Source organism: Arenibacter nanhaiticus (genome assembly GCF_900141935.1).
In the GTDB taxonomy this organism is placed as follows: domain Bacteria; phylum Bacteroidota; class Bacteroidia; order Flavobacteriales; family Flavobacteriaceae; genus Arenibacter; species Arenibacter nanhaiticus.
Window position 1 is genome coordinate 1 of the sequence record NZ_FQYX01000023.1, and the last position, 18013, is coordinate 18013.

Genomic DNA, 18013 nt, shown 5'->3' on the forward strand with positions numbered 1-18013 from the left:
AAATTACTTCTTTTGTAGTCCGTAGGGGAATCGAACCCCTGTTACCAGGATGAAAACCTGGCGTCCTAACCCCTAGACGAACGGACCATTAATTGCTTAATTGCGGATGCAAATATACAACTAATTTTTACTGCAGCAAGTCTTATTCGATTTTTTTGAAAAAAATTAATAAGCCTTCGCAAACAGTACCCTTTTTGCCGATGGTTTTCCAGTAACCATACAGCTTCCGGCCTCTTCTTTTGCCTCCAAAGGAATGCAACGGATAGTTGCTTTAGTCTCCTCTTTTATAAGCTCTTCGGTCTCTTCGGTACCATCCCAATGCGCCGAGATAAAACCTGGCTTAGTTTCGAGCACCGTTTTAAACTCATCATAAGAATTTACTTCAGTAATATTGTTTTCCCTAAAGTCATATGCTTTCTTATAAATAGATTTTTGAATATCCTCTAATAAGAACTCTATTTTGGCAACCACCTCATCGGCATTTACCGTTTCTTTAGTCAAGGTATCCCTTCTGGCCACCTCATAAGTTCCGTTTTCCAGATCGCGCTGACCAATAGCCAAACGAACAGGAACCCCTTTAAGTTCGTATTCATTAAACTTAAATCCGGGCTTATGAGTATCCCTATTGTCGTATTTCACAGAAATTCCCTTGGCACGAAGTTCTTTCACCAAAGGATTTACTTTCTCCGAAATAGCATCTAATTGATCGTCTCCTTTATATATAGGAACAATAACCACTTGTATTGGCGCCAACATAGGCGGCAACACCAGACCATTATCATCACTATGGGTCATGATCAAGGCTCCCATTAAGCGTGTAGACACTCCCCAAGAGGTTGCCCAGACATGTTCCTGTTTTCCTTCTTTGTTCGCAAATTTCACATCAAAGGCCTTGGCAAAGTTTTGTCCCAAGAAATGCGAAGTACCGGCCTGCAATGCCTTTCCGTCCTGCATCAAAGCTTCAATACAATAGGTTTCCAAAGCTCCTGCAAAACGCTCACTAGCCGTTTTAACCCCTTTTATTACTGGCATAGCCATATGGGTTTCTGCAAATTCGGCATAGACATCTACCATCTGTTCCGCCTCTGCTATGGCCTCTTTTTCCGTGGCATGGGCAGTATGCCCTTCTTGCCATAAGAATTCTGCGGTCCTTAAAAATAATCGCGTACGCAATTCCCATCGCACTACATTGGCCCATTGGTTTATTAGCAATGGCAAATCCCTATAAGACTGTATCCACCTTCTATAGGTATCCCATATAATGGTTTCAGAAGTTGGCCTAACAATAAGCTCCTCTTCCAATTTTGCTTCAGGATCTACAATTATACCGCTACCATCCTCGGCATTTTTTAATCTATAATGCGTTACAACGGCACATTCTTTGGCAAAACCCTCTACATGGGTTGCCTCTTTGCTTAAATAAGACTTGGGGATAAACAGGGGAAAATACGCATTTTCATGTCCGGTTTCCTTGAACCTTTTATCCAAGGCGGCTTGCATTTTTTCCCATATAGCAAACCCATAAGGTTTAATTACCATACAACCCCTAACTCCCGAATTCTCAGCTAAATCCGCCTTTACCACGAGTTCATTATACCATTTGGAATAATCCTCTGCCCTTTTCGTTAACTTTTTACTCATTACTTGTAGTTTGGCACAAAACTTGCGACTTTATATTTTAGAAAATAGTTTGGTAAAACTAACTATTTTTACCATGTTCAACAATAAAATTTACGATGATGACACATTCTCTACTTCCCGGAAGAACATATTTAACTGCCACAGTTATGGTTCTTGGTATATTATTGACTTCTTGTGGATCTTACCAGCAGGCATCATATTATGACAATGACGGCATTTATGGTGATGGTTTGGAGCAGCAAGTCACCATCGTACGAGAATCTAGACCGCAACAAGTTTCTCAAGAGGAGAATACTTTTGGTGAATACTTTGGTCAAAAAGCTAATGAATACGACAACATTCTTGCCGAAGAAGTCTTTACCGATGTCGATGGTTATTACGGAAACAACATGAACGAGGGTATGGATGAAAATTCGGAATCGACCTATTCCAACAATACCTATAACGGGTATGGTGCTTGGGGCGACAACCCTACCAGTGTTAACATCAACATTTACGACAATTACGGATGGGGAGGCTACTACAATAGTTGGGGCCGTCCTTGGGGATTTTATGCTGGGTACTGGGGTGGTTATTACAGCCCTTGGTCATGGAACTATTATGGGTATGGCTACAATAATTGGGGCTGGTCTGGTTACGGATACGGATGGGGACACCACTACTATCGCCCATACTACCACTACCCTTACTATTCGCACAGATACTATCCTAAATATTACAACAACGCCTATTCCTATAACAATAGCAGAAGAGGCTACTACAGAACTAACGCAATTAGCTCTAGTAACAACCTAAGAGGAAGATCTAATCTTACTAACGCAAGAACCAACGATGCTACCAGGTTAAGGAGCAACACACGCTCTTCGAACAACAGAAGCAATATCTCTACCAACAATAGCCGATATAGATCGCAAACGACAACCAGAAGAGCCATTGGCGTAGATGCAAAGGTTAGAAATCAATCCTATAGAACCAGTAGAAGTACTAGGGCCACCCCTAGATACAACTCCTCTTCCAGAAACAACAGCACCTATAAAAGTACTGCTCCGGCAAATAGAACCTACAGAAGTAGCTCTAGGAGCACTAGCCCTAGCCGTTCTACATACCGAAGTTCTCGTAGCACTTCCAAACCTTCGAGCAGCACTATAAGAAGCTCAAGCAGCCCTTCAAGATCCTCTAGCGGAACCGTAAGAAGTTCTAGTAGTTCTAGAAGTTCTAGCGGAAACACACGAAGTTCTTCTTCTAGATCTTCAAGCAGAAGAGGTGGAGGAAGATAAAAGCAGGCCAAATAAACCCAGTAAAACATATTAAAACTAAACCGATGAAAAGAAATATAACCTTCTTTATATTATTGGCATGTACTATAGTAAGCGGACAAAACATTAACGATGTGCTTCGCTATAGCGGCGAAAATTTACAAGGTACAGCGCGTTATCAAGGCCTAAGTGGTGCCTTTGGAGCCCTCGGGGGAGATTTATCATCCCTAAACGTTAATCCGGCCGGTAGCGCAGTCTTTAACAATAGCCAGTTTTCCCTAACAGCCTCTAACGCCAATACTAAAATTAACGCCTCCTATTTTAACGGAAATACTTTTGCTTCCAATAATGCCTTTGAAATCAATCAGGTTGGAGGAGTGCTCGTTTTTAAAAACACCAAAAATCCTAATTGGAAAAAAGTATCCTTGGCCTTTAATTATGATCTGGCCAATAATTTTGATGGGGAAATTTTTATTGCAGGACTCAGCAATCAAGGTATTGACAACTATTTTTTAGCGAATGCTAATGGCGTTCCTTTTGGCCCATTATTAATACAAGATGATGAATTCATAGAAGAAGCTTACTTAGATATCGGGGCTCAGTTAGGCTTTATAGACCAACAAGCTTTTTTGGGGTATTATGGCGGTTTAATAGACCCGATGGACGAAACAAACGACAATAACACAAGCTATGTATCTAACGCCAAATACAGCAGTGTTAACCAAAAGTATTCAGAAAACACCCTAGGACACAACGGAAAATTTACAGCAAACCTAGCATCACAGTACAATGACAACCTTTCTATTGGGGCCGCTATAAATATACATAACGTACTCTATGACAAACTGACCAAATTCACTGAAAGTGGATACGACTTAGATTCACCTATAAAGAACACTAGTTTTGAAAATCGCTTAAAGACTACAGGAACGGGCTTTTCTTTTAGCATGGGTGCCATAGCAAAACTAAACCAATTTATCAGGGTCGGAGGAAGCTATCAGTCCCCAACCTGGTATCGTTTGTCGGATGAGACATCTCAGCGAATAAATTCTGACCTGGCCGATGACGATATAGGCTTTATCAATTTTAATGTGGTTAATGTTTTTGACAAATACACCATTAAAACTCCCGAGAAACTCACCGCTAGCATGGCCGTTATTTTTGGAAGACAAGGGCTGTTAAGTTTTGATTACGGGTATCAAGACATGTCAAAAGCAGAATTAAGACCCACTTCGGATCCTAGCTTTGCTTCAGAAAATGCTTTTATGGCTACCCAACTAGGGGCCGTATCTACTGTTAGATTAGGTGGAGAGTACCGCATAGAAGCTTTTAGTCTTAGGGCAGGATACAGGTTTGAAGAAAGCCCCTACGACAATGGAGCTGCCATAGGCGATTTAAAGGGCTACTCTTTAGGGATAGGATATGATTTTGGCGGCAGCAAACTAGACCTAGCTTACAGTTATGCTACCCAAGATAGAAACAAACAATTATACGATGTTGGCTTAACAAAACCGGCTACTATTAGCTCCAAAAATACTGTTCTTGGTTTAAGCTACATCTTAAACTTCTAAAAAAAACTATTTACAGTTAAAAAAGACGGGGATATGCCCGTCTTTTTTATATCCTATATTTAATACATACGCCCTGAACAAATAGCTTTTAATTCCAAGACTATCGTTTTAATGAGAAATGACTATTGATATATTTAGCATATGACCGCTGACCATTGGTATCTAGATAACTTAACTTAAACCAATAATCTGTAGCCGGCAACACATGCCCATCTAAAGTGCCATTCCACCCAATACTATTTTTCGTCAATTGTTTGATTAATTTCCCATACCGATCGTATATAAAAACCACAGGATCTTTTAAACTAGAGACCCCACTGATATGCCATAGATCATTTACCCCATCTCCATTGGGTGTAAAAAACTTAGAATACCCAACGACCACAATAGTTTCTGTAACCGACCCACAGCCTCTAGGGTCGTTTACGGTTACCCTATGCAAGCCTGGTGAAACATTATCAAATACTTGTTCTGCCTGGTATGGCCCGTTATTTAGTTTAAATTCAAATTCCCCTTCCCCAATAGGCACTATAGTTATGCTATTATTATCTTGTAGTTCACTTATCTTTATATTTTTTATACGAGGTGTTTTAGAAGCGACCACTTGTATTTCAAAGGTGTTTTCACAAACACCATCACTTTCCCCATCAAAAATAGAAAGCGTATACGTACCACCTTGAGCCACGCTGATACTTGAGGATGTTTCGCCAGAATCCCATTGATAGTAATACCTAGGATCCGGAGACACATCACCAATGATCACATTGGTATTGTCTTCGCACAAATAGACCATCAAAGGAAAATCTTTTACCAATGGCTCATATACTGTTATAGAAAATTCTTCGGACACATCAAAGCACTTAGAATTTTCTACTGCGGTAGTCCTGATAAAAATTTGATGTTCGCCAACGCTCAGCGGAAAACTTTTGGACAATGGATTTGTACCATAAAAAGCGTCTGAAGGTGTACCGTGATATGTCACGACAACCTCATCCGAAGATTGGTCTCCCAAAACTCGGGCATCCTTTTCCGACAAGTTATAGGCATCTATCTCACCAAAGCAAAAATACTCGTCACTTACCCCAAAAGATTTTGGTGCCTTTGTAAAGGCTACCTGTACATCACTAATAATATCGTTTTGGCTTTTAGTCTCTACCACCACCCTATACATAGCGGCTTCGACAACTTTCAGAGTTTCCTCAATTTCTCCCGGAAGTACCGTAAACCCATTACCTATATCCTTATACCAAGAATATTTTAGGGCATCGTCCGTTGCTGCGTCCAAGCTTATTGTTTCGGTATCACAGGATGCTATTGGTGGCCCCAAAAGGTTATTGATAATTGAACAATCCAAGGCATCATATGGGTTGGTAACAAATACGTTACCAGAGAATTGTATAGAAAAACCAGAATTGACATTACTAAAATTATTTACCATCAGGTAATAGTCTTCCCCAGCCTCTACTTCTAACCATTGTTCATATTGCACATTATTTGTAACCGCGCTAGGATCTTCCCCTACCCCTATATAGGTATTCTGCTCCTTATTGTCGTAAAAATTACAACGAATAGGATCCCCTAGTTCACCGCAATCACTTGCCTTGTACAGGGCAAAATCCCAATCTTCTTCAGGATCTATACCGATATTGAACCCCAACTGACCAGGAGCCCCTGTTTTAAATCTGTACCAAGCCGAATTAGACTCAATAGCCCCAGAGAGGGTTTTCTCTAAACAACCAGAAGTTTGCACCTCTTTAAAATCGTCTGCCCCATAACCATCAGTTCCCCCATTTACGGGGGTATTATTACAGATTGGCACAGCGTTGGCACAATCGGAAGAAACTTGTGCCCAGGCATTGCCTGTGCTCACAATACACATCAATATAAATAGATAAACTAGCTTCCTCATGAACCCATGCAAAATTTGTGTCTTATAAAAATAGCCAGCTGTTGTACTTAACACTAATTTATGTTGTGTAAGCACCTAATCGTGTTATAAAGTGGCATATAATGTATATCTTTGCAGCCTTAAAAAGCCATATTTTAATGAAAATCGACAACGCATTGGAAAAGCAATTTGAAGAATTAGGAGACGATCACGTATCGGCCGCTGAAGACACTCCTTTACGAAAGGACGCATTTGTCCTTAGTGATGAAGAGAAAATTGCAAAAATACAAGGGAACGTAAACGAAATTATGCTTACCCTAGGGCTCGACTTAGAGGACGACAGTTTAAAAGGCACTCCGAATAGAGTGGCTAAAATGTTCGTAAGCGAAATATTCGGTGGATTAAACCCTAGGCGTAAACCAAAATCATCTACTTTTAGTAATAAGTATAAGTACGGTGAAATGTTGGTAGAGAAAAACATCACCTTATACTCTACTTGTGAACATCACCTGTTACCGATAGTTGGTAAGGCACACGTTGCGTATATCTCTAAAGGGACTGTTGTAGGCTTATCGAAAATGAACAGGATCGTAGATTATTTCGCCAAAAGACCACAGGTACAAGAGCGTCTTAACATACAGATTGTAAGGGAGCTCCAAAAGGTATTAGGAACAGAAGATGTTGCCTGTGTAATAGACGCCAAGCATTTATGTGTGAACTCTAGAGGTATCAGAGATATCGAAAGTAGCACGGTAACGGCTGAATACGGAGGGAAATTTAAAGATGAAGCGGTAAGACGCGAATTTTTAGACTACATAAACATAGACACCAAATTTTAATTCTTTTAGCTTAAAATGCATTTGTACCAAAATCAACATTTAAAAGTTTATAACTCCTTATCTGGAAAAAAAGAAGATTTTAAACCTTTAAACGAAGGTCATATCGGCATGTATGTTTGCGGACCAACGGTTTACAGCAATGTACACCTTGGCAACTGCCGTACCTTTATGTCATTCGATATGATTTTCCGGTATTTTAAGCATTTGGGCTATAAGGTACGTTATGTAAGAAATATTACCGATGCCGGTCATTTGGAGAACGATGCCGAAACCGGTGAGGATAAAATTGCTAAAAAAGCACGCTTGGAGCAATTGGAACCCATGGAAGTAGTACAGCGCTACACCTTGGATTTTCATACCATTTTAGAAAAATTTAATTTTTTACCTCCAAGCATAGAGCCTACGGCGACCGGCCATATTATTGAGCAAATCGAAATCATAAAAACCATCCTTAACAAAGGCTTGGCGTATGAAATCAATGGTTCCGTATATTTTGACGTTGAAAAGTTCAATAAAACCAACGAATACGGAAAGCTGAGCGGCAGGAAATTAGAAGATATGATCTCTAACACCCGCGAATTAGCTGCTCAGGACGAGAAAAGAAATCCTCAGGATTTCGCTTTATGGAAAAAAGCCGAACCCCAACACATTATGCGTTGGCCTTCTCCTTGGGGCGATGGCTTTCCGGGCTGGCACTTAGAGTGCACCGCCATGAGCACCAAGTACCTGGGAGAAACTTTTGATATTCACGGTGGCGGGATGGACTTAAAATTCCCGCATCACGAATGTGAAATCGCCCAGGCAGAGGCTTGCAACGGGCATGCCCCAGTTAATTATTGGATGCACGCCAATATGCTTACCCTGAACGGCAAAAAGATGGCTAAATCTACGGGCAACAATATATTGCCACATGAGATTTTTACTGGTGAGAATGAAATTCTCAGCAAGGCCTATTCTCCATCCGCGGTACGCTTCTTTATGATGCAGGCCCATTACAATAGCATTTTGGATTTAAGTGACGAAGCGCTATTAGCTTCAGAAAAAGGATTCCATAAATTAATGGAAGCATGGGAGAATTTAGCCAAACTTCCTACTGCTACTGTTAGTAGTTTTGATGTTGCCGCATGGAAACAAAAGTGTTATGACGCCATGAACGACGATTTTAACACCCCGATTTTAATCGCCCATTTATTTGAAGCCGTAAAGCACATCAACCTCATAAAAGAATCTAAGGAAAGTATTACCGAAAAGGATCTAGAAGTATTAAAGGGGGCGATGCACGATTTTATTTTTGACATCCTAGGGTTAGAAAACAAAAATGCTACTGCCTTGGACAGCGACAAACTATCTGATGTCATCGGTCTTTTAATTCAATTAAGAAACGATGCTCGGGCCAATAAAGATTTTGCCACATCTGATAAAATACGGGAACAGCTAGAAACTATGGGTATCCAATTAAAGGACGGTAAAGACGGTACTACTTTTAGTTTTTCTTAACCAAGCTTCTACTTTTTTACATCCATTGTAACAATGGCCTATAGCAGCACGGAATACCGACATTAATAGCAGGCTACCAAAACAACCTAAATATTGATGAAGAAAATACTTATTGCCCCATTTTTACTTTTGGTAAAACTGTACCAAATCTTAATCTCGCCCCTAACTCCCGCTAGTTGTCGTTATTCGCCCACATGCTCCCATTACACCTTGGAAGCGCTTAAAAAACACGGACTTTTTAAAGGCGGCTGGTTAGCCATCAAAAGAATCTTTAGCTGCCATCCATGGGGCGGTAGCGGTTTTGATCCGGTACCCTAACTAGAAAGGCCCAAAAGTCTATTTTCTTTATTCTCTTTAGGAATTATCCATTAATTCATAATTCCTAATCCTTATTTCTTGTTACTAATTACTTATCTTAGTCCCTTAAAATTAATTGCAAATGTATTTTTTAGGCTTTACCTGGAACCCTGCCGATACCCTTTTTAATATTGGGTTTATACAAATAAAATATTACAACCTTCTTTGGATCATTGCCTTTGCCCTTGGCTGGTATATTATGAAGAAAATCTTCCTGAAGGAAAAAAAATCTCTCGAACAGTTAGATTCTTTATTCATATACACTGTTTTAGCCACCATGTTGGGCGCACGTTTGGGACATGTCTTTTTTTACGATTGGCCCTATTATCAAAACCACATAGCAGAAATATTACTTCCTATTAGAGAAAGTGCGGATAGCAGGCTCTTTGGCCTTTTTCCGGGCTACGAATTCACCGGTTTTACCGGATTGGCCAGCCATGGTGCCGCTATAGGAATCATCATAGGCATGTACCTCTACACTAGAAAATTTCCTGAATTCAATATGTTATGGATTTTGGACCGAATTGTTGTTCCTGTTTCCATAGGGGCCTTTTGTGTGCGTTTAGGAAACTTCTTCAATTCGGAAATCAACGGAAAAATAGTAGATAAATCATTTCTATTTGCTACGCGATTTGTACGCGATTCCGATGATTTACATCCTGCACAAGCCTTGGCGGTTACAAAGCAAAAAACGGTGAATGCCGCCTACGACCTTATTGAAAAAGACCCTCGGTTTTCTGAATACCTAGAAGCCATTCCATACAGACATCCTGCACAACTATATGAAGGAATATGCTATATATTTATATTCGCCCTTTTGTACTACCTATACTGGAAGACCGACAAAATAAACAAGCCAGGCTATTTATTTGGCCTATTCCTAGTATTGCTTTGGACCGTTCGCTTTTTTGTAGAATTTGTAAAGAAAAGCCAAGGCGGATTTGAGGAATCCTTGGGATTATTGGCAACCGGCCAATGGTTAAGCATTCCTTTTATTCTCATTGGCCTATTTTTTATGTTTAGAAAAAGAGAAGGAAATACCATATAATTTTCCTTTACGATATCTATAAGGTAGAACAACAATTTATTTTTTTGATAAGCTGTTGTACTGCCTTTTAATTTAAACAAGCTGTTGCTCGTAAACAAAATAATCGCTGATGACTACTTTTAAATTAAAAGCTGGTTTCTTTACCGCTATTTTTTGCATATTCTTTTCTCTTCATTCTTGCAAGGAGCAACCCAAAAATATCGTTGAGCGGGCGCCCATAACTTTTACCAAGGACGGTGAACTTAGTATTCTAAAAAAAGGTACCGAAACAGCCTACATCAAGTTCGATATAGAAATCTCCGAAAGTGAATACGAGACACAAACTGGACTCATGTATCGCAGTTCGATGGAAGATACCCAAGGCATGTTGTTTATATTTGAAGATGTTGCAATGCGCTCCTTTTATATGAAAAATACCGAAATCCCATTGGACATTATTTTCATAGATGAGAACATGCATATCGTAAGTTTCCAAAAAAACGCCAATCCCTTTGATGAAGCCGGTTTGACCTCTACAGTACCTGCGAAATATGTTTTTGAAATTAATGCTGGAATAGCAGATTCTCTTAATCTTGAGGTTGGAGATCTTGTGCAATTTCAACGAAATTAACACAAAAAAAGTTGTTATTTAGCAGCTTTGCAACCTAGAATATTGCGCTTATTCGCATTAAAAAACACAGTCTCCAGAGAACCCAACTTTTGCCGTCATACTTTTTTTTTTAGCCTCGGCTAAGATTAGTAAATTAGCTTTCTTTCAGTATTGAATACTTATTGAAACAACTGCATATGGAGCAAAAAAAACATTGGGCTGTTTTCACGGATAACTGCTCTAAAAAATCTCATTTTATACATCGTATTTTATCAGGTAATTTACCTGTGGGCTTTGAAGTTCTTGCCGATCAAAAGGGTCTTTTATTCTCCAAAACTGTCATAGATCGGTATATGGACGAGGAAGATAGGCACGACACTATTCTTATAGATCATACAGGCAAACAATCGCTACAGACCATGTCAAGTGGCGAACAGAAAAAAGCCTTACTACAATACCTGATCAATAAAACTCCAGATTTTTTAATCCTCGACAACCCCTTTGACAATCTCGATACTGATTCCCTAATAGCCTTAAAAGACGGTCTAGCACAGCAACAGCATAAAATATCTACCATACAATTGGTCAGCCGTAGGAGTGATGCATTTTCGTTTACTACTTCTACGGTACGCTTAAAGGACAGGACTATTATTCCCTACAACGAGAAGGATACGGCCGAGGGACAAGTTTTGGCGGATTCCTTTTTTTCGGCTAAGATTCCACCTCCTTTACACAGTAAAGATTTCCCAACAGAGACCTTAATAGACTGCAGAAATATTTCTGTAACCTATAGCAACAAACCTATACTAAACGCTATTAATTGGACCATCAAGAAAGGTGAGTTTTGGCAACTTATCGGAAAGAACGGCAGTGGAAAATCGACACTACTTTCCATGATCACAGGAGATAACCACAAAGGATACGGACAAGCGCTTTATCTCTTTGGCAGAAAAAAGGGCAGCGGAGAAAGCGTCTGGGAAATAAAGGAAAATATAGGGTATTACACCCCAGCAATGACCGATAAGTTTTCGGGCCTACATGCTGCACGGAATATGCTTATCTCTGGTTTAAACGACTCTATAGGGCTTTATTTGCACCCCACGGAGAATCAGTTAAACCTAGCAAAACAGTGGTTGCAACTATTGGGTATGTGGGAGCTTAGGAACGTAAATTTTTGCGAACTCACCCTAGGACAACAACGGCTGATCATGGCAGCAAGGGCCATGATTAAACATCCTCCTTTACTGATATTGGATGAACCAACAGCCGGATTGGACGATCGCAGTGCTGCCTTGTTCGTTTCCTTGGTCAATAAGATTGCCCAAGAGAGCCAAACAGCCATCATCTTTGTATCGCACAGAAAAGAACCCGGTCTATTACCGCATCACTTCTACCAGCTCAGCATGACCCCTCAGGGATCAATAGGAGAAATACTGTAAGAAAAAAAAAGAGCCGCTAATCAGCGGCTCTTTTCATATAACATTATAATGTAATCTTAATTATTCTACTTTTTCTCCTTCTTGAACCTTCTTTTTCAAGGTATCGAACATCACAGGAGTTGCGATGAAAATAGAAGAATAGGTACCTACAATAACACCAATAATCATAGCAAACATAAATCCTCTTAGCGATTCACCTCCGAAGATGAAAATTGCCAATAATACTACCAAGGTAGTCATAGAGGTGTTTAAGGTCCTACTCAAAGTACTATTAATTGCCAAGTTGGTATTTTGACCAGCACTCCAACCTTTCTCAGCAATGATTTCCCTAATACGGTCAAATACTACCACTGTATCGTTCAGGGAATAACCGATCACCGTCAATATTGCAGCAATAAATGCCTGATCTATCTCCATGTTAAAAGGCATTAACTTACCTAACACAGAGAATACCCCCAATACGATCAAAATATCGTGGAATACAGCTACCACAGCTCCTAAAGAGAACTGCCATTTACGGAATCTAAGAAGGATATATAAGAACACTACCGCTAGCGAACCGAAAATCGCTAAGAAGGCATTCTTTTTAATATCATCTGCAATGGTTGGACCAACTTTTATAGATTGCATGATACCTACAGATTTCCCAGTGCTTCCAACTGTAAATTCGTCAAAAGTAGTACCGTCTGGCAAATACTTTTGTAAGGAAGTGTATAACTTCTCTTGAATTTCATTATCTACTTCAATCCCTTCTACATCTACCTTATAAGGTGTCGTAATTTTAATTTGATTTGCATCACCAAATGTTTTCACATTGGTACCACTACCAAATACAGTATTCAATTCCGAAGCTATTTCAGAAGGACTCACCACCTTTTCAAATCGAATCGTGTAAGAACGTCCCCCAACAAAATCGACCCCTTGCTGTAACCCTGGCCCAAAAAACAAGGAGAACAAACCGATGGTCACAAAAATAGAAGAAACGATATAAGCGATCTTTCTTTTTCCTAGGAAGTTAATATTGATGTTCTTAAACAAACTTTTAGTGATGTTTGTAGAGAAGTCCAAACTTTTCCCCTTACCAGAAACATACCAATCTACGATCAGCCTAGTAATGAAAATAGCGGTAAACAACGAAGTTACAATACCTATAAGTAAGGTAGTAGCAAATCCTTTTATTGGTCCAGATCCAAATACAAATAATATTAATGCAGTAAGACCTGTTGTGATGTTAGCATCCATAATTGAAGAAAGAGCGTTTCCAAAACCGTCGGCTATCGCTTGGCTTTGTCCTTTACCTTTCGCCAATTCTTCTTTAATACGTTCAAAGATAAGTACGTTAGCATCTACCGACATACCAATAGTTAAAACAATACCAGCAATTCCTGGCAATGTCAACACAGCATTTAAGCTCACCAATACCCCGAATATTAAAAGGATATTCAACAACAAGGCAATATCAGCAGCAATACCAGCCTTCCCGTAATAAAACACCATCCATACCAAAACAATCAACATAGCAATCATAAAGGAATTAAAACCACTATCGATGGCTTCTTGTCCCAATGATGGTCCTACAATCTCTGATTGAATAATATCTGCTGAGGCAGGTAACTTACCAGCTCTTAAAACATTGGAGATATCTTTTGTTTCGTTAATAGTAAAGTTCCCGGTTATCTCGGAACGTCCTCCTGAAATTGGCCCTGAAGAAACTCCCGGTGCGGTATACACCTTATTATCTAAAACAATAGCAATACCAGTTTGGTTGTTAAAAGCATCTCCTGTTAATTTTTCCCATTCTTTGGCCCCTTTTGTATTCATGGTCATAGAAACCGCAGGCTTATTAAACTGGTCAAAAGTATCAGTAGCATCAGAAACAACATCACCACTAATTCTAGGAGTATTGTCTCTATTAGATTTTAATGCATATAGGTCTACGATCTCTGCCCCTTCACTTGGACGTTCCCAAACGAATTTCACAAATTGGATATCAGCAGGGATCAAACGACGAATTTCTTTCATTCTAAGGTACTCGCCAATTTTAGCAGTATCTTTAACAGCAGCGCTTACCAATGCATTTCCGTTAGGATTTGTAGGTAGAAGCAAGCTAAACAAAGGGTTAGCCTCTTGTGAGAAATCCAATGAATCCTGAGAGACATCCGATAATAAAGAATCCAATTCAGATTCTGGTTTAGCCTTAACCGCTGGTTTCTCTACTTGAACGATCGTTTTTAATTTCTCGTTAGCCGCCTGTAAAAAAGCACCTAGACTTGGGTTGCTTTGTTTATAAGTTTCCCAAAACTCTAATTGTGCAGTACTCGATAACAAGTCTTGTGCCCTTGCGATATCTCTGGCTCCTGGCAATTCTACTAGGATACGCCCAGAATTTCCTTCTCTCTGGATGTTCGGCTGTGTAACTCCAAAGCCATCGATACGCTCACGCAATACTTCGAAAGCAGAAACAATAGATTGGTCTATCTTGGTTTTCAAGATAGGCTTCACCTGCTCATCGGTCATTTGGAAGTTAATAACATCACTTAAGCCTTTATTGGCGAAAATGTCTGGAGAAGCTAATTTAGTGTCCCCTTTAATTTTATCAAAGGCTTCAAAAAATAGATCAATATAAGTAGCATCACTACTTTTGGAAGCTATATCTGCATCGGCCAAAGCTTTATTGAAGACAGCATTTTTGGTATTTCCGGCCAAACCTTTTAAAATATCCTTTACAGATATCTGTAGGGTTACGTTGATACCACCTTTTAAATCGAGTCCTTTATTAAGTTCCTTCTTTTTAGCTTCGTGATAAGTGGTATATCCTAGAATAGAGTTATTTCCTATGGAATCCAAATACCTGGCTTCCAAGGCCTCTCTTTTTTCGATATAATTTTCTTCTGATTCTGGAATATTGTTGGTAGCAAAGACAGTGGCTTCCTTTTCAACCTTATTCGTAATAAAAGTGTAGGATAGCTGATAAATACTGACTAACCCAAACAAGAAAGCAAAAAGCTTTATAAGTCCTTTATTCTGCATTGGTTATATTAATTTATAAATGGTTTTCGTGAATAGCGTGCAAATATATTATTTCCCTAAGGAACTAACAATTATATTTTTTCAAAACCAAGGCACCCGTCCCAAGCTGATTTTCATCAGTGGCTATGGTGACGGATGCCTTAAATTTCAATCTCTTTAAAGCTTATAATTCCAAAAGAGCATTCGTTTTTCTTACTCCTTCTGCACTCTGCTGCATTTTGTTTTTCTCATCTTCGGTCAATTCGATTTTGACAATTTTCTCGATGCCATTTTTCCCCAAAATTACAGGAACACCGATACAAATATCATTCAACCCGTATTCTCCTTCCAACAATACAGAGCAAGGGAACATTTTTTGCTGATCGCAAGCAATAGCTTGTACCAGTGAAGACACGGCTGCACCTGGCGCATACCATGCACTTGTACCCAACAACTTAGTAAGAGTAGCTCCTCCTACTTTAGTGTCTTCTGCTACTTGAGACAATCTTTCTTCTGACAAGAATTCGGACACCTTAATACTATTTCTAGTAGCATGAGCCGTTAAAGGCACCATCCCTGTATCGCTGTGACCTCCGATAACCATACCGTCTACATCTGATATAGGGGCTTCCAGAGCCTCTGCCAACCTGTATTTAAAACGGGCACTATCCAAAGCTCCACCCATTCCTATAATTCTATTTTTAGGCAAACCTGTAGTTTTATGTACCAAATAGGTCATAGTATCCATAGGATTACTTACAACTATCAGGGTCACATTTGGCGAATGCTCCAATAAATTAGCAGCAACTGTTTTTACGATCCCAGCATTTATCCCTATCAATTCTTCACGAGTCATACCTGGTTTACGTGGAATACCAGAGGTGATAACCGCAATATCGCTTCCTGCTGTTTTACTATAGTCATTAGTAATTCCAGTTATTTTGGTATCAAAACCATTCAAGGAAGCCGTTTGCATTAAGTCCATGGCCTTCCCTTCAGCAAAACCTTCCTTAATATCCAATATTACTACTTCCGATGCAAAATTCTTTATAGCGATGTATTCTGCGCAACTTGCACCTACAGCACCTGCTCCAACTACGGTAACTTTCATTATAATGTTAGTTTAAAATTATTTTTAATCTCCCAAAAATACAGATTTTTGATAGAACAATAATGACTTTAAATAAAGTAAAAACAAAAAAAACCTAAATAAAGGGTCTAAAAACCTACTTTATAATGCTATTCCTGACATTTTTCCGAATACCCCATAAAAATATGATTCTTTTGGCCGGTTTTTTACAATAATCATTGGCTTTAAAACGTTAAACATATAATACCCATTCATAAAACAGCTTCAATATGAAAAGACTGTATTGTTTCTTAGTCATTATGATTATTCTATTGGGGAGTAAATATACCAGAACAGCAGAAAGCCGTGACATCGTTACTGAAGTGCATTTTAAAAATACAAATTCTGCCACTGCGATTTTAAAATACGCCCCATAGAAAATTAAGATCATTAGGCTTGTCGCCTCAACAAAACAGCCTAAATAAGGCTATTTACTTCCCATTTTTCAAAAAAACCTCCAATACTACACTCCTTTCATTTTAATTTGTTCCAGAATTGGGGATATTGCCTTTAAAATCAATAAAGACACCTATTTCACGAAGATACTTTTAACTAAAAATTCCGTCTTGCACTCAAAAACCCAAGCTTTTCAGGAACGAAAAGATTTTAAGTCGTTGAATCCAAAACGGAACCTTGTAGTTCATTTTAAGAATAGCTACATTCTTATGAAGCTACCATAGGGTTAGATTTATCTAAACCCAAAATTAACACCAACGGTCAGGTTGTTAAAGGCTGCGATGGCATAGTCGACATTTAGCCTAAAAAAGCCTAGTTTCAACTTGGCCCCAATGGTAGCATTCATCCCATCGGCGTCCTTTTTCATAGAAAACGGATCAACATAGGTTTGTTGAAAAGGCCCTGTTCTAACTCTATAGGTTCCCAAGACATCGGTATTAGACTTCCCGGAAATATACCCTAGCCCACCATAAAAATTAATTATTTTCAACTTTGTGGAGGCCACTGCCTGAAAAGACCACACGCTCATATCTATTTCTACCCTTTGATCATCTCCATCTACAATACTAGAATTGGTAAAATCATAGGTTGCATCTAAATGCGTATACCCGACAACTCCGGAAATAGCCACTGGAAAAAGATCCTCTGCCGGCAAAAGGGAAGTAAAATCATACTGCAATCCAGCACCATACAAGCCTAAACCTACCTCTTCGGTGTCTATTTTTGGTAAAAATCTGGCCTTTATCTCCATTCCCTTAACAAGCCCAAAACTTAGTTGCAAAAAGGCCGTCGGGATAAAATGTATCCCTTCAGAGGCGATTCCGGTCGGCAAATCAAATTCTTCCCTTGTGGTAACTCCCGGCACCACTTCGCCTTCTACATAGACTCCGATTCCCTCTATATCTCCCAACGCGGTAGATACGAATTTAGAGGTGCTTCCATCTTGAAATTTCAGGTTTTCATAGTCGGCCGTATTCAGGTTGAATTCCATTTTATCTCTCTTATTCTTAAAAGAGGTCATGTTCCCTATCAGCGAAATTTCGAATCCACCTAAAGGTTTCGTCCGGGCCGAATTATACCACCCATTAGAGAGACCATAGATAGCCGCTTCGGAAACCGGCGAAAAATAACTGTTTGAAAATTTCTCCGTATCCTCTATCCCGGCAGCAAACACCTCATTGATATTGGACTGGGAATACATTACAGATCCACAAACTAAAAAAACAAAAGCAATTACATATTTCATAGAATGGTTATTTATATTTAGTAGTTATCTTTTTTATTCTCCTTTACT

Annotated in this window: 14 protein-coding genes and 1 tRNA gene; 9 read left to right on the top strand and 6 right to left on the bottom strand. The window is 39.3% G+C overall.

Annotated elements, in window-relative coordinates:
- Nucleotides 1–15: 15 nt before the first annotated feature.
- Both BUA16_RS13075 and proS read right to left on the bottom strand, forming a co-directional pair.
- Nucleotides 16–87: transfer RNA gene (locus BUA16_RS13075), tRNA-Glu, on the bottom strand.
- Between the two features lie 78 nt (nucleotides 88–165).
- Nucleotides 166–1641 carry a proline--tRNA ligase gene (proS, locus tag BUA16_RS13080; RefSeq protein ID WP_072765208.1) on the bottom strand — a complete coding sequence of 492 codons (1476 nt, stop codon included), beginning with the start codon at nucleotides 1639–1641 and terminating at the stop codon, nucleotides 166–168.
- A 95-nt stretch (nucleotides 1642–1736) separates the two neighbouring features.
- Between proS and BUA16_RS18415 the strand changes: the two genes are divergently transcribed.
- Both BUA16_RS18415 and BUA16_RS13095 read left to right on the top strand, forming a co-directional pair.
- On the top strand, nucleotides 1737–2918 hold the full coding sequence (locus BUA16_RS18415; protein ID WP_143150510.1) for a hypothetical protein: 1182 nt from the start codon (nucleotides 1737–1739) through the stop codon (nucleotides 2916–2918).
- A gap of 44 nt (nucleotides 2919–2962) precedes the next feature.
- Nucleotides 2963–4468: an OmpP1/FadL family transporter gene (locus BUA16_RS13095; protein ID WP_072765211.1), complete on the top strand. Its 1506-nt coding sequence runs from the start codon at nucleotides 2963–2965 to the stop codon at nucleotides 4466–4468.
- 100 nt (nucleotides 4469–4568) lie between these two features.
- Here the strand turns inward: BUA16_RS13095 and BUA16_RS13100 are convergent, their stop codons facing one another.
- Entirely contained in the window at nucleotides 4569–6377 is a 1809-nt protein-coding gene (locus tag BUA16_RS13100) for a T9SS type B sorting domain-containing protein (RefSeq protein WP_072765212.1), read from the bottom strand.
- A gap of 137 nt (nucleotides 6378–6514) precedes the next feature.
- Between BUA16_RS13100 and folE the strand changes: the two genes are divergently transcribed.
- The 6 genes from folE (at nucleotide 6515) to BUA16_RS13130 (ending at nucleotide 12125) form a co-directional block, all read left to right on the top strand.
- Nucleotides 6515–7195 carry a GTP cyclohydrolase I FolE gene (folE, locus tag BUA16_RS13105; RefSeq protein WP_072765259.1) on the top strand — a complete coding sequence of 227 codons (681 nt, stop codon included), beginning with the start codon at nucleotides 6515–6517 and terminating at the stop codon, nucleotides 7193–7195.
- Nucleotides 7196–7210: 15 nt separating this feature from the next.
- Nucleotides 7211–8692, top strand: coding sequence for a cysteine--tRNA ligase (gene cysS / locus BUA16_RS13110; RefSeq protein WP_072765213.1), 1482 nt, complete (start codon nucleotides 7211–7213; stop codon nucleotides 8690–8692).
- A gap of 96 nt (nucleotides 8693–8788) precedes the next feature.
- The gene (gene yidD, locus BUA16_RS13115; RefSeq protein ID WP_072765214.1) at nucleotides 8789–9010 is read left to right on the top strand and encodes a membrane protein insertion efficiency factor YidD; all 222 of its coding nucleotides are present in this window, start codon (nucleotides 8789–8791) and stop codon (nucleotides 9008–9010) included.
- A 121-nt stretch (nucleotides 9011–9131) separates the two neighbouring features.
- Nucleotides 9132–10097 carry a prolipoprotein diacylglyceryl transferase gene (gene lgt, locus BUA16_RS13120; protein WP_072765215.1) on the top strand — a complete coding sequence of 322 codons (966 nt, stop codon included), beginning with the start codon at nucleotides 9132–9134 and terminating at the stop codon, nucleotides 10095–10097.
- Nucleotides 10098–10206: 109 nt separating this feature from the next.
- Nucleotides 10207–10707: a DUF192 domain-containing protein gene (locus BUA16_RS13125; protein ID WP_072765216.1), complete on the top strand. Its 501-nt coding sequence runs from the start codon at nucleotides 10207–10209 to the stop codon at nucleotides 10705–10707.
- A 176-nt stretch (nucleotides 10708–10883) separates the two neighbouring features.
- Complete coding sequence (locus BUA16_RS13130; protein WP_072765217.1) at nucleotides 10884–12125, top strand: ATP-binding cassette domain-containing protein; 1242 nt, start codon at nucleotides 10884–10886, stop codon at nucleotides 12123–12125.
- Between the two features lie 60 nt (nucleotides 12126–12185).
- On the opposite strand, the gene secDF is transcribed toward BUA16_RS13130, so the two are convergent.
- The gene (gene secDF / locus BUA16_RS13135; protein WP_072765218.1) at nucleotides 12186–15155 is read right to left on the bottom strand and encodes a protein translocase subunit SecDF; all 2970 of its coding nucleotides are present in this window, start codon (nucleotides 15153–15155) and stop codon (nucleotides 12186–12188) included.
- 163 nt (nucleotides 15156–15318) lie between these two features.
- Entirely contained in the window at nucleotides 15319–16245 is a 927-nt protein-coding gene (gene mdh / locus BUA16_RS13140; RefSeq protein WP_072765219.1) for a malate dehydrogenase, read from the bottom strand.
- A gap of 248 nt (nucleotides 16246–16493) precedes the next feature.
- On the opposite strand from mdh, the gene BUA16_RS18685 reads away from it, so the two are divergent.
- Nucleotides 16494–16640 (top strand): hypothetical protein, encoded by a 147-nt coding sequence (locus BUA16_RS18685; protein WP_178338882.1) that lies wholly within the window; start codon nucleotides 16494–16496, stop codon nucleotides 16638–16640.
- Nucleotides 16641–16951: 311 nt separating this feature from the next.
- Here BUA16_RS18685 and BUA16_RS13145 read toward each other — a convergent pair whose 3' ends face one another.
- On the bottom strand, nucleotides 16952–17965 hold the full coding sequence (locus BUA16_RS13145; protein WP_072765220.1) for a DUF6588 family protein: 1014 nt from the start codon (nucleotides 17963–17965) through the stop codon (nucleotides 16952–16954).
- Nucleotides 17966–18013: the final 48 nt, after the last annotated feature.

Bases quoted from the DNA above. Each gene is read 5' to 3' on its own strand.
- proS (WP_072765208.1), bottom strand. From the start codon at position 1,641: ATGAGTAAAAAGTTAACGAAAAGGGCAGAGGATTATTCCAAATGGTAT.
- BUA16_RS18415 (WP_143150510.1), top strand. From the start codon at position 1,737: ATGATGACACATTCTCTACTTCCCGGAAGAACATATTTAACTGCCACA.
- BUA16_RS13095 (WP_072765211.1), top strand. From the start codon at position 2,963: ATGAAAAGAAATATAACCTTCTTTATATTATTGGCATGTACTATAGTA.
- BUA16_RS13100 (WP_072765212.1), bottom strand. From the start codon at position 6,377: ATGAGGAAGCTAGTTTATCTATTTATATTGATGTGTATTGTGAGCACA.
- folE (WP_072765259.1), top strand. From the start codon at position 6,515: ATGAAAATCGACAACGCATTGGAAAAGCAATTTGAAGAATTAGGAGAC.
- cysS (WP_072765213.1), top strand. From the start codon at position 7,211: ATGCATTTGTACCAAAATCAACATTTAAAAGTTTATAACTCCTTATCT.
- yidD (WP_072765214.1), top strand. From the start codon at position 8,789: ATGAAGAAAATACTTATTGCCCCATTTTTACTTTTGGTAAAACTGTAC.
- lgt (WP_072765215.1), top strand. From the start codon at position 9,132: ATGTATTTTTTAGGCTTTACCTGGAACCCTGCCGATACCCTTTTTAAT.
- BUA16_RS13125 (WP_072765216.1), top strand. From the start codon at position 10,207: ATGACTACTTTTAAATTAAAAGCTGGTTTCTTTACCGCTATTTTTTGC.
- BUA16_RS13130 (WP_072765217.1), top strand. From the start codon at position 10,884: ATGGAGCAAAAAAAACATTGGGCTGTTTTCACGGATAACTGCTCTAAA.
- secDF (WP_072765218.1), bottom strand. From the start codon at position 15,155: ATGCAGAATAAAGGACTTATAAAGCTTTTTGCTTTCTTGTTTGGGTTA.
- mdh (WP_072765219.1), bottom strand. From the start codon at position 16,245: ATGAAAGTTACCGTAGTTGGAGCAGGTGCTGTAGGTGCAAGTTGCGCA.
- BUA16_RS18685 (WP_178338882.1), top strand. From the start codon at position 16,494: ATGAAAAGACTGTATTGTTTCTTAGTCATTATGATTATTCTATTGGGG.
- BUA16_RS13145 (WP_072765220.1), bottom strand. From the start codon at position 17,965: ATGAAATATGTAATTGCTTTTGTTTTTTTAGTTTGTGGATCTGTAATG.